At 66.2% G+C, this 16,084-nt stretch carries 14 protein-coding genes; 2 read left to right on the plus strand and 12 right to left on the minus strand.

Features of this window, described 5'->3' with window-relative positions; all coding sequences use genetic code 11:
• Positions 1–4: 4 nt before the first annotated feature.
• Positions 5–295, plus strand: coding sequence for a hypothetical protein (locus AZKH_RS14305; protein ID WP_156822113.1), 291 nt, complete (start codon positions 5–7; stop codon positions 293–295).
• A 127-nt stretch (positions 296–422) separates the two neighbouring features.
• Positions 423–2,054, plus strand: coding sequence for a methyl-accepting chemotaxis protein (locus AZKH_RS14310; protein ID WP_083903080.1), 1,632 nt, complete (start codon positions 423–425; stop codon positions 2,052–2,054).
• 53 nt (positions 2,055–2,107) lie between these two features.
• On the opposite strand, the gene AZKH_RS14315 is transcribed toward AZKH_RS14310, so the two are convergent.
• The 12 genes from AZKH_RS14315 to fdhD form a co-directional block, all read right to left on the minus strand.
• Positions 2,108–2,515: a thioesterase family protein gene (locus AZKH_RS14315; protein WP_015436499.1), complete on the minus strand. Its 408-nt coding sequence runs from the start codon at positions 2,513–2,515 to the stop codon at positions 2,108–2,110.
• A 55-nt stretch (positions 2,516–2,570) separates the two neighbouring features.
• Positions 2,571–4,655, minus strand: a complete 2,085-nt coding sequence (locus tag AZKH_RS14320; protein WP_015436500.1) for a CoA-binding protein — start codon at positions 4,653–4,655, stop codon at positions 2,571–2,573.
• Between the two features lie 82 nt (positions 4,656–4,737).
• Complete coding sequence (gene paaK / locus AZKH_RS14325; RefSeq protein ID WP_015436501.1) at positions 4,738–6,081, minus strand: phenylacetate--CoA ligase PaaK; 1,344 nt, start codon at positions 6,079–6,081, stop codon at positions 4,738–4,740.
• Positions 6,071–7,399, minus strand: a complete 1,329-nt coding sequence (padI, locus tag AZKH_RS14330) for an NADH-dependent phenylglyoxylate dehydrogenase subunit beta (protein WP_041656213.1) — start codon at positions 7,397–7,399, stop codon at positions 6,071–6,073. Before padI ends, paaK begins: the two co-directional genes overlap by 11 nt.
• A 9-nt stretch (positions 7,400–7,408) precedes the next feature.
• Complete coding sequence (gene padH / locus AZKH_RS14335) at positions 7,409–8,674, minus strand: NADH-dependent phenylglyoxylate dehydrogenase subunit epsilon (protein ID WP_015436503.1); 1,266 nt, start codon at positions 8,672–8,674, stop codon at positions 7,409–7,411.
• Positions 8,675–8,676: 2 nt separating this feature from the next.
• Positions 8,677–9,930: an NADH-dependent phenylglyoxylate dehydrogenase subunit alpha gene (padG, locus tag AZKH_RS14340; RefSeq protein ID WP_015436504.1), complete on the minus strand. Its 1,254-nt coding sequence runs from the start codon at positions 9,928–9,930 to the stop codon at positions 8,677–8,679.
• Positions 9,927–10,226 (minus strand): NADH-dependent phenylglyoxylate dehydrogenase subunit delta, encoded by a 300-nt coding sequence (padF, locus tag AZKH_RS14345; RefSeq protein WP_015436505.1) that lies wholly within the window; start codon positions 10,224–10,226, stop codon positions 9,927–9,929. The genes padG and padF overlap by 4 nt, the downstream gene beginning before the upstream one ends.
• On the minus strand, positions 10,223–10,795 hold the full coding sequence (gene padE, locus AZKH_RS14350) for an NADH-dependent phenylglyoxylate dehydrogenase subunit gamma (protein ID WP_015436506.1): 573 nt from the start codon (positions 10,793–10,795) through the stop codon (positions 10,223–10,225). The genes padF and padE overlap by 4 nt, the downstream gene beginning before the upstream one ends.
• A 137-nt stretch (positions 10,796–10,932) precedes the next feature.
• Positions 10,933–11,841, minus strand: a complete 909-nt coding sequence (locus AZKH_RS14355; protein ID WP_041657357.1) for a DmsC/YnfH family molybdoenzyme membrane anchor subunit — start codon at positions 11,839–11,841, stop codon at positions 10,933–10,935.
• Between the two features lie 8 nt (positions 11,842–11,849).
• A complete protein-coding gene (locus AZKH_RS14360; protein ID WP_015436508.1) occupies positions 11,850–12,497 on the minus strand; it encodes a 4Fe-4S dicluster domain-containing protein in 648 nt (215 codons plus the stop codon).
• Positions 12,494–15,253, minus strand: coding sequence for a molybdopterin-dependent oxidoreductase (locus tag AZKH_RS14365; protein WP_015436509.1), 2,760 nt, complete (start codon positions 15,251–15,253; stop codon positions 12,494–12,496). The genes AZKH_RS14360 and AZKH_RS14365 overlap by 4 nt, the downstream gene beginning before the upstream one ends.
• Before the next feature lie 17 nt (positions 15,254–15,270).
• Complete coding sequence (fdhD, locus tag AZKH_RS14370) at positions 15,271–16,068, minus strand: formate dehydrogenase accessory sulfurtransferase FdhD (protein ID WP_015436510.1); 798 nt, start codon at positions 16,066–16,068, stop codon at positions 15,271–15,273.
• Positions 16,069–16,084: the final 16 nt, after the last annotated feature.

Below are 16,084 nucleotides of genomic sequence, written 5' to 3' on the forward strand. Positions count from 1 at the left end.
TGCCGTGGCAGCGGCAGACATCCCGAAGGCCTCCTTTCACGGCCATCTGCGACACAAAGATTTATGGTCACTGATGTTCAATTTGGAAGCCGTGAGGCGGTCGTTGCAAAAGTATCGGCGGTGCGCGAGGACGGAGAGCAAGCAACCCGAATGGGCGAAGCTGCTCGCCTCGCTCCCGGTCCAACTGACTACCGAACAGAACGTGTCGGTGGTCAATCAGGCGGAAGCGATAGTGGATACGCTTTCGCGGAATGTCAGCCGGATGGGGAAGTCGGTGAATCAGTTCATCCTCTGAGCAGGGGGAGCGACCGTGACGAAAGGCTCACTTACGGGCATCCGCAATAATCTGATTTGAAATCGAAAGTTATAATTTCGCGGCCACTCGCGCAGGTGGGCGCGAATCGATTGAGAGCGGAGTATTGATGTCAAGATTTTCCATCCGGGTGCAGTTGCTCTTCGTTTCCTTGGCAATGCTTACCGGTTTCCTGTTGTTCGGGAGCTGGACCTGGGGAACCATCCAGCAGGCGAAGGTGGGCGGACCGGGCTACGCGCGCATCGTGCAGAGCAAGGATCTCATCGCCGACATCCTTCCCCCGCCGAACTTCATCATCGAGTCCTACCTGACGACGCTGCAGCTTGCAGACCCGGATCGCGCCGTCGAGCAGGAGAAGAACATCGCGCGGCTTACCGCGTTGCGCAAGGAATACGACGAGCGCCACGCATACTGGACGGCGCAGGATCTGCCGGCGGATCTGAAGGAAAAGCTGCTGAAGGATGCGCATGAACCTGCCGCGCGGTTCTACCAAATCGCCGAGAAGGAATTCGTGCCGGCGGTGCAGCAGGGCAACGCCGGAGCGACGCGCGAGGCGATGACGAAGCTGGAAAAGGCCTATGCCCAGCACAGGGTGGCGATCGACGGGGTCGTCGAGCGTGCGACGAAACATCTCGAGCATACGGAAGCCAGCACAACGGAACGGCTCGTCAAGGACGAATGGCTGCTTGCGATCGTTTTCGTGATTTCGGTGGTGCTCTCCGCATCGGTCGGCCAGATTTTCGCTCGCTCCCTGTTGCGCGGCCTACAGGCGGTCGGGGCGCGGCTGCGTGAAGTCGCTTCGGGCAATCTTGCCGCGATCGGTGGGCGTGTCGAGCGTCAGGACGAGCTCGGTAATCTGCTCCGCGAGCTTGAACAGAGCGCGACTTCGCTTCGCAAGACGGTGGCCGGAATTCGCGACGCGTCGGCGACGGTCAGCAGTTCGTCGGAGCAGTTGTCGGCGGCGACCCACCAGATGGCGCAGCGTTCGATGCAGCAGGCGGATTCGATCAGCCAGATCGCGGCGACGCTGGAGCAGATGACGGCCAGCGTGTCGGAGATGGCGGACATGTCGGCAAGCTCGCAGGAGCGTGCGCGCGATGCCGGCGAACAGTGCGAAAAGGGCAGCGCGGAAATTGCGGGCACGGTGCAGGTCGTCGAGCAGCTGGCCGCGGACGTCGAGCACGTTGCTGAATCGGTTCGCACGCTGGGCAACAGTTCGCGCGAGATCTCGGGGATCGTCTCGGCGATCCGCGAAATTGCCGATCAGACGAATCTGCTGGCCTTGAATGCGGCAATCGAAGCGGCGCGGGCCGGAGAACAGGGCCGCGGCTTCGCGGTCGTCGCCGACGAGGTGCGCAAGCTCGCGGAGCGGACCGCACAGTCGACGGACCAGATCTCGCGGCTCATCCAGAAGATCCAGTCCGACATCGACGTCGCGGTGACCGGCATGAACGACGGTTCGACGCGGGCGCTAGAGAGCATCGAGACGGTGCGGGTGGCGCGTTCGACGATGGACAGGATTGCGGCCGATACGCGGGCGCTCGTCGAGGACATGCACACCATCGCCGCCGGACTGGAAGCGCAGCGCAAAGGCAGCAACGAGATCGCCGGCTCGGTCGAAGGCATTGCTGCCAGTTCGGAGGAAAATTCCGCGACCGCCGAGCAGATCGCCGCGACCGCGGAGGAACTCGAGTCGACGGCGACGCGCCTGCATGATTCCGCGTCGATTTTCCGGACCTGAATTCGCGGCTGCCGAACCGCTCGCGGAACGTCTCGGCAGGCCGACTTCCGAGATCAGGCCGCCGCGAGTGCCTTTTCGAGCTTCGCCTTCAGCCGCTGGGCCGTCTTCTCCGCACCGACGACGAAGCGGCTGTGCTTTCCGCGGGCGACTTCTTCCAAGGCGTCGCGAGCGGTGAACTCGAAGGTCACGGCCGGGCCGTTCACTTCCGTCACCGTGACGCTGATCTCGACCCACATCCCCAGCAGTGTCGCGCCGACATGGTCGAGTTCGACGCGGGTACCGACCGAGTCCTTGCCGGCGTCGATGTGTTCCAGCAGCAGGTCGCGGCAGACGACCTCGACGTCGTACAGCAGCGAGGGCGTCGAGTAGACGCGGCAATCGTCGCCCATGAAGCCGATCGTGCGGCCTTTGTCGATGTCGTAGCGGCGGGTCGAGGTCAGGCCGGCTTTCAGTTCGCTCATGTTTCGGTCTCCTGGTGTGGGGCGCCGGTAGCTGCCGGCGCCGGTTTCGTTTCGATTATTTCGCGCGCTCGCGGATCGCATCCGTTTCGAGGCGCGCTTCGACATAACGCGCGAGCGCTTTCGTGCCGCGGCTGCAGTTGCGGAACACGCACATGCCCTGGTCCATCATTCGTGCGGCCATCGCGTCGTAAAGCGAGCCGCCGTCGACGATGCCGATGACGGGCTTGTCGCTCTTGGCGGCAAGCGGCGGGTAGATGTGGACGGTGCCTTGCGGGTCGGACAGGTCGTAGCCGGCGCGCAGCTTGCTGGTTTCGAGGCCGCGGATCGACGGCGCGGTCGGGTCGAGGCCGACGACGACGGCGTCGATGTTCGGATCGTCGAGGAAGGCTTCCGTGATCTTCAGGTGGGTGTCGTCGTCTGCGCCGGGGTTGATGTCGATCGGGTTCCTGACCTCGACCAACGCATCGAGACGTTTGGCGGCAAGGATCTCCTGCACGCGCGCGACGGTCGCCGGCTCGAGCTGGCCCGTCTCCAGCGAGAAGGTTTCGGTCGCGATCGAGTCCGCCATGCCGACGGCCTCGAAGCCGGCGCCGCTAATCGCGCCGAGACGTTTGCCGACCTGCTTGTGATGCAATGCGCCGGCAATGTAGAAGAGGTCGTCGAAGGCGGCGAAGTCCTCGGCGACGATCGCTCCGGCCTGGCGCAGCACGGCGTCGAAGAGCACGGGATCGCCGGCGATGGAGGCGGTGTGGCCCATCACGCCCCCTGCCCCGGCTTCCGTTCGGCCCGATTTGTAGACGACGACCTGCTTGCCGTTGACGACCGCTTTACGCACGGCCCGCGCGAAGTCGAGGCCGTCGCCGTCCTTGAAGCCTTCGATGTAGACGCCGATCGTCTCGATCTCCGGGCGATCCGCAAAGAAGCCCAGCATGTCGCCGTGCGTGAGGTCGGTTTGGTTGCCGAGTGCAAGCATGTAGCGCGGGTCGAGCCAGGGGTTCTGCGAGATCCGGGTGATCATGAAGGCGCCGGACTGGCTCAGCATCACGGAATTGCGTTCGGCCTTCTTCTGCGGTTTGGGCAGGCGTTCGAGCGGGATGAACCAGGAGTCGTAGCCGCCGGGGTGCGAGACGACGCCGAGGCAGTTCGCGCCGAGGAAGATCGGCCCGCCGCCGGGTTTGCCGTGCGCGGCGTTGATCCTGGCCGCGAGCGCGGCAGCCGGTTCGCGGCTCTTCGCGGTCTCGCCGAGGCCGCCGGGGATCAGCATCACGGATTCGACGGCGTCGGTCTCGATGATCTCGTCGACGAGTTCGTACACCGCGTCTGAGGGGACTGCGACGATCAGGAGGTCGAGCTTGGCCGGCAGCGCGCGCAGGCTCTCGACGCAGCGGACGCCGTCGATCTCGGTCTCGCCGGGGCGGATGATCGTCAGCTTTTCCTTCGCATAGCCGCTGCCCATCAGGTTCTTCAGGATGATGCGGCCGAAGTTCATGCCGCTCGCGGACACGCCGACGATCCCGATCGATTGCGGATGGATCAGCTTGTCGATCTTGTACGCGGGGCGCGGCAGGCGAGCCGCAGCGGGCTTGGCGAATTCGACACAGGCAGCGCCTACGGTCGGCTTCTTCGCGAACTGGACGGCATCGAGCTCCAGGTGGCGGATCACGAATTCGGCCTGCGGGTTCTGCGCGGAATACTCGTGGCCGAGGCCCAACATCAGGCCGAAGCAGAATTCGAGCACAGGATCTGCAGGACGGCGGCCGGCACGCTCGGCGGCGACGGCCATCTTCTGGTACGCGAGCGTGCGACGGAAGAGACGCAGGAAGTCGGCGGCATCGGTGAGCTCGACGGCGGCGGAGACCGCGGCGCGATCCTTGCGGAAGTTCGTGCGGTCGAGCGCGCCGTCGAGGCCGCCCATGCCGGCCGTCAGGACCATGCCGAACTCGCGCGTGTTCTCGAGCGTGATGCGCAGGTCGACTCCGCCCGCCACGCCTTCGGCAAGCGCCGCGCCGAAGCTTGCGACGAAGCGTTCGAGTTCGTCACGGTCGAGCGCCTCGCGCCCCTGCCCTGCAGCCTGCCTGAACAGCTCGCCGGTGGCGGCGTTCAAGGCCGCACCGGGGTTGATGCTCGTTCGATCGTTCACTGCGCTGTCTCCGTTTGCGCCACCCTGACCGCGGCGGCCGGTTGATTGTTTTCTACCCTTTGGCCCACCGTTCCTGCGGTGTTCAGCTCTTCGGCCGCTTGTCGATCACGCGCTTGGCCTTGCCGACCTGGGTGCGCTCGATGCGGCCGGTTTCGACCACGTAGACGTCGGCGCTGACGCCGATGCCGCTCTTGATCTCGTGGCGGATGTTGGTCGCGATCGCTGCACGCTGGCTCTCGTTGAGCACGTCCGAAAGGTCGGCGCGCACTTCGGCGAGCACCGTGAGCTCGTCCATGTGGTGCGGGCGGCTGATCTGAAGCTGGTAGTGGCCACACAGGCTCTCGTGGCGGAGGATGATTTCCTCGATCTGCGTCGGGAAGACGTTCACGCCGCGGATGATCAGCATGTCGTCGCTGCGGCCGGTGATCTTGCCGATGCGCCGCATCGTGCGCGCGGTGCCGGGCAGCAGCACGGTGAGGTCGCGCGTGCGGTAGCGGACGATGGGCAGTGCTTCCTTGGTCAGCGAGGTGAAGACCAGTTCGCCGGGGGTGCCGTCGGGGAGGACTTCGCCGGTGACCGGGTCGATGATCTCGGGGTAGAAGTGATCTTCCCAGATGTGCGGGCCGTCCTTGGTTTCGATGCACTCGCAGGCGACACCCGGGCCGACCACTTCGGACAGTCCGTAGATGTCGATCGCGTCGATGCCGAGGCGCGTCTCGATTTCGCGGCGCATCTCGTTGGTCCAGGGTTCGGCGCCGAAGACGCCGATTCGCAAGCTGGTCGACGCGGGATCGACGCCTTGCGCCTGCAGCTCGTCGGCGATCGTCAGCATGTAGGACGGCGTCGCCATGATCATCGTCGGCTTGAACTCGCGGATCAGCTGTACCTGCTTCTCGGTGTTGCCGCCGCCCATCGGGACGACAGTCGCGCCGAGCTCCTCGCCTCCGTAGTGCGCGCCGAGCCCACCCGTGAAGAGGCCGTAGCCGTAGGAATTGAGGATGATGTCGTCAGCGGTGCCGCCGGCTGCACGCAGCGAGCGCGCCATCACCGCGCCCCACATTGCGATGTCGTTCTTCGTGTAGCCGACGACGGTCGGCAGGCCGGTCGTGCCTGACGACGCATGCACGCGCACGATGTCGCGCATGGGCACCGCGAACATCCCGTAGGGGTAATTGTCGCGCAGTTCCTTCTTCGTCGTGAAGGGGAAGCGCGAGAGGTCCGAGAGCTGCTTCAGGTCCGACGGTTGAACGCCCGCCGCGTCGAAGGCGGCGCGGTAGTGCGGCACGTTGTCGTAGGCGTGCTGCAGGCTCCATTTGAGGCGTTCGAGCTGCAATGCGGCGAGCTCGTCGCGGCTCGCCTTCTCGATCGGGTCGAGCGTTCCGGGCGCTGCGCCCTTTGCCGTTACCCACTTATCCCTAGCCGACATGTTCGGTCTCCGCCATACGTTTCACGAACTGCATGTTCTCGACGACCTTGCCCTGGATGTGCTCGATCTGCTCCTCGCTCAGATGGCGAAAGCGGCCCATCACCTTGAGGTATTCCGTCACCGGCAAGGGGTCTTCGACGGACTTCGTGAAGTGCAGGCCGGTCTTCGGCGTGTACTCCCACAGCATCACGAAGTTGGTCTCGACGGCCTTGCGCGCGACTTCCATGTTCTGGTGCGAGGGGAAGCGCCAGCCGGTCGTGCAGGGCGAATACACGTGGAGGTAGGCGAAGCCGGTCTTGGAGGCTTCGAGCGCGCGGTCGAGCTTTTCGTAGAGGTCTTCCATGTAGGCCGTGGAGGCCGTGGCGACGTACGCGCAGCGGTGGTTCATCATGATCAGCGGCAGGTTCTTCGCGTCCTGCGTCTTGCCGCGCGAGGTTTCGCCCACCGGTGTCGTCGAGGTCCATGCGCCGTAAGGCGTGCAGCTCGAACGCTGCATGCCGGTGTTCATGTAGCCCTCGTTGTCGACGACCATGAAGAGCATCTGCTCGCCGCGCTCGGCAGCGCCTGAGAGCGACTGGAAGCCGACGTCCGACGCGCCGCCGTCACCCGCGATCGCGAGCGCCGTGACCTCGCGGCCCACGCGCTTGTACTGGCGCTTGATACCCGCGAGCATCGCCGCGGTATTGGTCAGCAGCGGATGGAACACCGGCACCTTGGTGCCCGTCGTGCCGTTGAAGCCGACCGAGCCCATGCCCGGCACGCAGCCCGGCGGCGTCGCAAGCACGGTATCCGGTCCGACGCGGCGCAGCGTGTGGCGCATCAGCAGTTCCGTGTTGCAGCCCTGGCAGCCCGCGAGGCCGGGCGCAAAGAGGTCTTCCCACTGGCCGACTTCGTTGTAGATGTTGGCGGTGGTGATGTACTTCAGCGCGCCGTGCGGACAGGCTGGGACGCAGGCGGGGCTGCCGTCGCAGGTGTCGCACTTCGCGACGTGGCCGGTCGCTTCATCGAGCGCGATGCCCGCGTAGGTACAGCCGACGGTACACAGCAGGCAATCGACGCATTTCGACGCGTCCCAGCCGATCACGCCGGTGTCGCCGTCCTTGTCGAGCGCGCCGGCCGGGCACACGCTGACGCATTTCGGATCGGCACACTGGCGGCACAGGGCCAACTCAAAGGCCTTCTCCCGGCCCTGAATCTGGATGCGCGAACGCGCGATGTCGTCCGTCCCGGTCTTGACCTGCGCGCAGGCCTTCATGCAATCGCCGCAACCGTCGCACTTGGCGGGGTCGAAGGCGATGGTGCTGTAAGCTCGTCCCATGAATGCTCCTTAGCGCCAGGTCTGCGACATGATTTCGCGCCCGACGGCGAGCGGCGTGTCGATGAATCGCTCACGCACCGGTGTGAGGTCGATACGGCGCAGGATCAGTTGACACATCACGCCCGCGTCGAAGAACTGGTTGATGCTGAAAATGCCGTGCAGCCGGCCGTCGTTGAAGATCACCTTCAGGTAGCGGCCGCGGCGCTCATCGAAGTGCGTGACGACCTCGGCGCCTTCCGGCACGTCGCCGCTGCCGACCGAGATCGCATGGCGGCCGAAGAAGTGATAGGTGTTGAGCGGCACGCCGCCTGCGTAGGCCTTGAGTCCGGGGTCGTCCGCCATCGACATGCCGGCGATGCGGCCCTGTTCGGTCGCCGACGGCAGGATCGCGTTCACCTGCTTGTCGGCGGCGAAGAAGTGCTTCGCTTGCGCGCAATCGCCAGCGGCCCAGACGTTCGGGACGCTCGTGCGCATCTGGTCGTCCACGACGATCCCTTGCTCGCGTTCGATCGGGGAGCCGTTGAGGTAGCCGACGTCGGGCCGCACGCCGGTAGCGACGAGCAGCAGGTCGGCGTCGAGCGTCGCGCCGTTTTCGAGCGTTACCAGCGCGCCGGTGGCGGTCTTCGCGAGACCGACGACGCGGCTGCCGGTAAGCACCGTGGCCCCGGCTTCGCGGAAAGCCGCTTCGATCAACGCGGACGCCGTCGCATCGAAGTAGCCGCCGAGCACGGTCGCCCCCATCTCGACGATCGTCACCTTCGCGCCGGCCTTCACGAGGTTCTCCGCCGCGTGCATGCCGACGAGGCCGCCGCCGAGGACCACGGCGTTCTTCGATTGGGCAATCGCTGCATTCAGTGCGGTCGCATCGTCCAGCGTGCGCAGCACGTGGAAGTCGACGGTGTCGATGCCGGGGATCGGCGGGATCACCGGTGAGGCGCCGGTCGCGAGGAGCAGCCTCTCGTAGCGCAGGCGCGAACCGTCGGTGAGTTGCGCGACGTTCGTCCCGGCGTCGAGCGCTGTGAGCCCGGTGCTGCGGCGGTAAGCGACGTTGTTGCGCGCGAAGAAATCCTCGTCGCGCAGGAAGACGCGTTCCGGCGCCGATTTGCCCGACACGACGTAGGGCAGCACCGTCGGCGAGTACGGCAGGTGGGCGTCGCGCGTGACGACGGTGACGCTGCCCTCGGCGTCGTGCATGCGGATCGCGTTGATCGCCTCGAGCGCGGCGTGGCTGCTGCCGGCGATCAGGTACTTGGTGTGTTGAATGGCGCGGTCCATGGTCAATCCTTTTCGTTGAGCCACACCGGTTCGTCGGACGCCGGAGCACCGTTGAACAAGGCCTCGGTGGCGTCGATCACGCGATGCACATGCGGAATCGTGATGTCCGCCCCGGCGAGCCCGCCGATGAAACTCATCGACGGGATCTGGCGGCCCAGGCGATACAGCACCGCCATCGTCTCCTGGTACATCGGCCCGCAGTTCCAGCGGAATCCGACGGAGCGGTCGATCACGCCGAGCGCGCGGACCTTGGCCAGCGCCTGCTTCAGCGCCTCGACCGGGAAGGGGCTGAAGGTCTTGATCTTGATGAGACCGACCTTCTTGCCGGCCTCGCGCGCTTCGTCGATGGCGTCCTTCGCGGCGCCGGTCATGCTGCCGAGCGTCATGATCGCGAAGTCCGCATCGTCGAGCCGGTACTCCTCGACCAGCGGCGCAAAGCTGCGGCCGATGCGCTTCGCCCAGTCCGCATGCACTTCCTCGATCACGGAGAGCGCGTTCTGCATGCCGCGGCACTGGCCTTTGCGGTAGCGCACGAAGGTCTGCGGCCCCTTGCCGGTGGTGCCACCGGTGAGCGGATCGACCGCCATCGGGCGCAACGGGTCGAGCGCGACGTGCCAGTTCACGTTCTTCTCACCCATGAAGGCATCGACGTCGGCCTGGTCGGGCAGCTCGACGCGCGAGGCGCCGTAGGACAGGTAGTTGCCGTCGAGGCACACGTTCACCGGCAACATCACGTCGTGGTGCTCGGCGATCTTGAAGGCCATCACGGTCGTGTCGAGCACTTCCTGTACGTTCTCGCAGTACACCTGGATCCACCCCGCCTCACGCACTGTCATTGCGTCCTGATGACCGCCCCACACCGACTGCGGCGTGATGCCGTCGCGCGTGACGATGGTCAGCACGATCGGCAGGCGCATGCCGGGGGTACGGAAATAGGGTTCGAACATGAAGGCGAGGCCTGGGCCGCAGGTCGCGGTGTAGGTGCGCGCGCCGGCCAGTGCCCCGCCCTGCAGCACGGAGAGCACCGAGTGCTCGCCTTCGGCATCGACGATGTCGGCGTCCATGCGGCCATCCGCGATCAGCTTCGCCAGGTGCTCGACCAGCGAGGACTGCGGCGTGATCGGGTACACCGACACCATGTCGGGACGCGCGAGCGCGACGCCCAGCGCGGCGGCTTCGTTGCCTTCGGCGAGGATCACCTTCTGCTTGCGCGGCGCGTCGACGGCCGCCGGCTTGTCCAGCGTTTCAGTCGTCATTGGGCTTCCCCGATCATCGTGATCGCCCGCTGCGGGCACTCGTTCGCGCAGATGCCGCAGCCCTTGCAGGTCTTCAGGTTGAAGTCGAACCACGCCGCGTGCTCCTCGACGCACTGCACCGGGCAGTACAGCCAGCACACCGCGCACTTCACGCATTTATCGCGATCGACGACCGGCCGCATGCTGCGCCAGTCTCCGGGCAGCATCGGGCTGACGACGGTCGCGACCGGACAGAGGTCGTCGGGGACATTCGCCTGCTCCAGGTTGAACAGCGGATAGCTGTGATGCCGGCTCATGCCGCGGCCCTCCTTTCGATCTGGTGGACGACCGCTTCGGCATAGCCACGCTCCAGCGCAGTCATGTTCTGCGCGAGGCCGGCGTCGCGGAAGTCGGAATCCTCCAGTGCGCGCTTCAGCGAATCGAGCGACACGACGCCGGTCGTGCGCGCGAAGGCGCCGAGCATCAACGTATTGGTGATCGGGCGCTTGAAGATCTCGAGCGCGATGCGCACCGCGTCGAGCAGGCCGACGGTCGCGACGCAGTCCGGCAATGTCAGCTCGGCGAGCGGTCGGTGCGTCGCCTGCACCAGCGTGCCGCCGGGCTTCATGCCGGCGAAGATGTCGACGGATTTCGTCAGCGTCGGATCGACACAGACGATGCAGTCGGGCTGGTAGATGTTGGTCAACTGGCGGATCTCGCGCTCGCTCATGCGCAGGAAGGACACCACCGGCGCGCCGCGGCGTTCGAACCCGAAGGACGGGATCGATACCGCGTACTTGCCCTCCTCCACCATCGCCGCGGCGAGGATGCCGGACGCCATGACCGAACCCTGGCCGCCCCGGCCATGGAATCGCACTTCGTACATCTCGTCTCCTCCTGCGTTGCAGGGGCGGGACTGCGTGGCCCCGCGTTGTTGGTGTTTCGATTGCTACTGCGTCTCGGCGCCGACTGTGGTCCGCGGCAGGATTGCATCCCGCTTCGGACCCAGCGTGGCTCGGTGCCCTACGTCCCGCCCCAGCCCGGCTTCACTGCCGGACCGGCCACTCCGCGACCGCGCACAGGCAAGTGAGGCAGCGCGAATCCCTGCGTAAAGGCTGCCCGCCGCACGAGCGTGTATTTCAGCCACCAGCCTGCGCCGACGGCGATCAGCCCGGCCAGGACCAACGCCGCGCCCGTTACCGGCGCACCGAGCACCGAAACGAGCAGCAAGACTGCCGGCAGCAGGTGGCCGAAGCTCAGGAACAGACTGTCGATCCTGGAAAGCGCGCGCAGGCTCCCTTCCGGCGCGCCGTCCGAGCGCAGCGCCCGGAGGTAGTTGCGCCACAGCAGCACGCGGACCAGAAGAAGCAGGAGCACCACTGCCGCGACGCCGATCTGGGCTGCCGCACCGGATGTCAGGAAGGGCGTAGCGGCCGCGAACAAGCCCGCGCCTTCCGTCAAGCCGGTCGCGACGACCAGCGGCAGGCAGCGCGGATGACGCCACGCGGGAATACCCTTGTCCGCCGCGAGAATCCGCGCCTGGGCATAGACGAAGGCGGCGCCGAAGAGGCCCGTCAGCAGCACGAAGACCGCCCTGTCGGTGACCAGCGCCAGCGCCCCGCACACAAACACCAGCGGCGCGGCGGCGGCTTCGCGCGTCATCCACGACGTCGCGAGGTGCCGATAGACGTTCAGCGCCCGCCACGGACGCCCGATCTCGAACCACACGCAGGTCAGCCCGGCGGCGATCAAGGCCATGCCTGCGAGCAGCAGTGCCCGGACATCCGCCCCCCACAGGCTGGCGACACCCGCGCACAACAACAGGCCCCCGCCCGTCCCGCCGGCGATGAAGTTCGATGCCGCACGCCAGTCCCAGTTGTGCTGCTGGTGCGGCCCGACGCGATCGCCGGACCGGATCTTCCCCGTCTTCATGCTCGCCATCACCGTTTGTCCCAGATGTAATACACGCCCGGCCCGGTGCCGAGTTCCTCATGCATACGGAAGTGCTGCGTCTCCGCGAGCAGGCGGCTGACCTTGCTGTCCGGGTCGTCGATGTCGCCGAAAGCCATCGCGCCCGAGATGCAGGAATTGACGCAGGCCGGCGTCACGTCCGGATCGCGCCCCGGCACCTGCCCGGTCTTTGCCGCGAGATCGATGCGGTCGATGCAGAAGGTGCATTTCATCGACACCGAGATCCGGGCCGGATCGAAGCGCACCGCCTCGGAGGCGATCGGCTTGTCGCCGTAGGCGAATTTCGCCTCATGCACGATCGACCGCGCCTCGTAGGGACAGGCCATCACGCAGTTCGCGCAGCCGATGCAGACGTCGTAGTCGATGGTGACGAGCCCGTCCGCGCGCTTCTTCGTCGCCTTCGTCGGGCAGACCTCCTCGCACGGCGGCTCGTCGCAGTGCATGCACGCGATCGGCACGAAGCTGCGGCGAACATCGGGGAATTCACCCGTTTCGAGGTCCAGCACGCGTCGCCACTGCACGCCCGGCGGCGTCGCGTTCGCGTTCTTGCAGGCGGCCGTACAGGTCTGGCAGCCGACGCAGCGGCGCAGATCGATGGTCATCACGTAGCGGGTCATCGTGCAGTCTCCTCACGCGCGACCTTGCGCACCGCGACACGCACGATGTCGGAGCCCGACCCCGTCGCATCCGTCAGCTCCATCGACATCGGCGCGATCGTGTTCAGGCTCGGCATGCCGAAATCCTTCGCGAGCGGCGTCGCCCAGTGGTCGAACTGGCCGATGATCACCAAGGTGTCGGGTCGCACGCCCTGCGCCAGCACCGCATCGCCGTAGGTCGCACCGATGTGCGAGCGGACCTCGATGCGGTCGCCGTCAGCGATGCCGAGGCTCTTCGCAGTCTTCGCATTCATGATCACGCCCGTGTGGCCGCGCACGTTCTGCGCGACTTCGCGCATCAGCGCGATGCTGGCGTTGCCGCCGGTGTGGTACTGCATGCTCTTCGTCGCGAGCAGCCACAGCGGGAAATCGTCGGGATTGCCGCCGGCATTCGCAATCTGCTGCGTCCAGCGCGCGGGCACGTCGTGCCACTCGGGCAAGGCCATGTATTCGGAGAGCTGCGCGTCCCACCAGTGCATCTTCTGCTCGTGGAGCCGGTTGCCCAGCTCGCGGCCGATGCGGAGCAGGCGCTCCTGGTAGGGCATCTCGTAGCGCAGGCCGTGCTTTTCGATCGTCGGCGACAGGTACCAGTCGAGCTTCGACATCGGCACCGTGTAGAAACCGTGCTCCTTGAACCATTCCAGATCGTGCGTCTCGCGGCCCTCGCTAAGGCTCGCTGTCGAGGCCCTGCAAACCGCGTCCCAGATCTCCTCGACCTCGTGCTCGACCGTCGGATCGAGGCTGAAGTCGTAGCCTTCCGCCTTCAGCGGCGAGCTGCCGCCCGCGCCGCGGTTCAGTGCGTTGTTGTACGCCTCCAGCAGCCCCGTGCGCTTCGCGAGCTGGGTGCTGATCCACGTGAAGTCGCGCGTATCGCCCTGCGCTTCGACCGCCGGCTGGCGCAGCGCCACGCCACGGTGCTCCCAGAACTGCTCGACAAACTTCGTGCCGCCGACCTTGATCATCTGCAGCGATTCGAGGTCCGTCGCCTCCGGCAGCAGCAGGTCCGCCATCCAGTTGGTCTCGTCGACGGTGTAGGCGAAGGACACGGTGTAGGGGAACTTCGCGATCTCCTCGACCAGCGTGCGCGTATCCCAGAACGAGATCGCGGGATTCGAGCGGTAGATGAACCACACGTCCGGGGTCGTCGGTGCGGGCATCGTCCAGTCCGACGGCACTTCGCGCTGGAACATCCAGGCGAGTTGGGTCGGCCCGAGCGCCTGGCTCCAGGCGGTGTTGCCGACGATGGGCACCAGCGTACGGTGGATGTTGCGCCCAGTCGGCTTCGCGACCCAGTTCGCCTTGTCGGTCGGGTTGAAGTACTGCGCCATGAAGCCGTCTTCGCCGGCCTTCACGCTCTTGTGCCGGTCGTCGTGCGGGCGGTTCAGGCGCACCGTCGTGCCCAACGTGCCGCCGGGATTTTCCAGCGCGCCGACCAGCACCGCGAGCAGCGTGCGCGCCCAGCAGCATTCGAATGCCCCCCAGCCGTTATTCACCGACTTGCCCAGCGTCACCGCGACGGGGCGCAGCGGCAGCGTCTTGCCGTCGATCTCGGTCGACTCGCCGATGCAGGCGTTTTCAAGGTATTCGTTGGCGATGCGGCGAATCGTGTCGGCGGGCACGTCGCACACCCCCGCCGCCCATTCGGGCGTGTATTTCTGCATGTGCTCGACGAGCTTCGTGTAGGCCGTCACGCCTTCGACCTCGCCGAGTTCATTACGGACATCGTCCGCGTCGATGCTGATCGCCCCACTCACGCGGAAGCGCCCGGCCACTGCCGGCACCGTCCCGGGCACATCGAAAGGCACGGCACGCCCGCTCGCGACGTCCCACAGCAGCGGCTTACCCGTTTCCGCATCGCGCAGGTACAGCCCGTCGGGGCCGACGAGATACGGCGACGACGTCCGGTCACGCAGGAAAGGCACGTCGAGCTTGTCGAGCCCCTGCTCGCACACCAGCACGTGGATCAGCGCGAACATGAAGGCCGGATCGGTCTTCGGCCGGATCGGCACCCACTCCGCCGAACAGGCGCCGGTGATCGACAGATGCGGCTCGACCTGCACCCGCTTGTAGCCACGCACGCGCGCATCCGCATGGCGCGTCACCGCGCAAGGCCCGCCCGAGGCCTCCGCGTTCATGCCGATCGACAGCACGAAGCGCGCGAGCGGCGTATCGGCCGCGACCGTGAAGCCACGGTGCCAGAACTCGCCGTAGAGGTGCTCGGAATGCACGCACTTCACGCCCTGACCCGAACCGAAGCTGTAGTCGATCGCTCCCCAAGCCGCGAGAAAGGCCGGAAACGACCCCATGTACATCCCCGGCGTGCCACCATGACCGAAAGTCGCCGCGACGCGCGGCAGGCCGGATTCATCGACCAGCCCCTTCGCACGCACCGAACCGAGCTTCTCGGCGAGCAGGTCCAGCGCCTCGTCCCACGAAATCGGCTCGAAACGCGGATCCTCCTTGCGGCCCTTCTTCGGGTTCGTGCGCTTCATCGGCTGCAGCACGCGGTGCGGGTTGTAAGTCTTCTGCACCAACCCGTAAGCCTTCACACAGACCCGCCCGCGCGCCGGATGCACGTCCTCGGCGGCGAAGTTCGGCTCGATCTCGGTCGCGACCCCGTCGACGACCTTCACGTTCATGAAATCCGGCCCCGCGACGCAGTTGTAGCAATAGGTCGGGACCTTCCGCACCGATTGCGGATTGGCGACTGAGGACATGTCTTCCCCGTTTCCTTTCAGTGAACCCGTTCCGGGTGCGAATAGACGCTGTGGCGTTCGCCTCGCGCGAAACCGATCAGCGTCAGCCCGGCTTCCTCGGCAATGCGCACGGCCATGCCGGTCGGCGCCGAAACCGCCGCGACGACGGCGATGCCGACTGCCGCCGCCTTCTGTACGATCTCGTAGCTCGCGCGGCTCGTCATCAGCACGAAACCGTCGGCGAAGGACATTTGGCGAGCTGCGACCGCGCCGATCAACTTGTCCAACGCGTTGTGGCGGCCAACGTCCTCGCGGACGAGCTCGACTCCGCCGTCGAAGCGGCACCATGCCGCCGCGTGCACCGCGCCGGTCAGATCGAAGAGATGCTGCATGGCCTTGAGCCCGGCCTGCGCCCGCAGCAGGGCACCGGTTTCCAGCACGCCCGCGCCCGCGATGGTCGAAACCGGACGATTGGCGAGCTGCGCCAGGCTTTCAACGCCGCAGATGCCGCAGCCGGTACGCCCGACCATCGCGCGGCGCCGTTCGCGCAGGCACGCAAAACGGGCGCCGGCAAGCTGCATCTGCACCTCGCAGCCTTGGGCATGCTCGATCACGTCGATATCGAGGATGTCGCGGACCTCTCCGGCGATCCCTTCGCTGAGGCTGAAGCCCAGCGCGAAATCCTCCAGATCCTGCGGCGTCGCCATCATCACCGCGTGCGAGAAGCCGTTGTAGACCAGCGCTACCGGCAGCTCTTCGGCGACCATGTCCTCGACCTGCGCAGCGAGCCCGCCGACCCAGCGCTCCACGCCGTACTTGCCGTGTCCATCCGCCATCTTCGAAGCTGCACCA

Source organism: Azoarcus sp. KH32C (genome assembly GCF_000349945.1).
Taxonomy (GTDB): domain Bacteria; phylum Pseudomonadota; class Gammaproteobacteria; order Burkholderiales; family Rhodocyclaceae; genus Aromatoleum.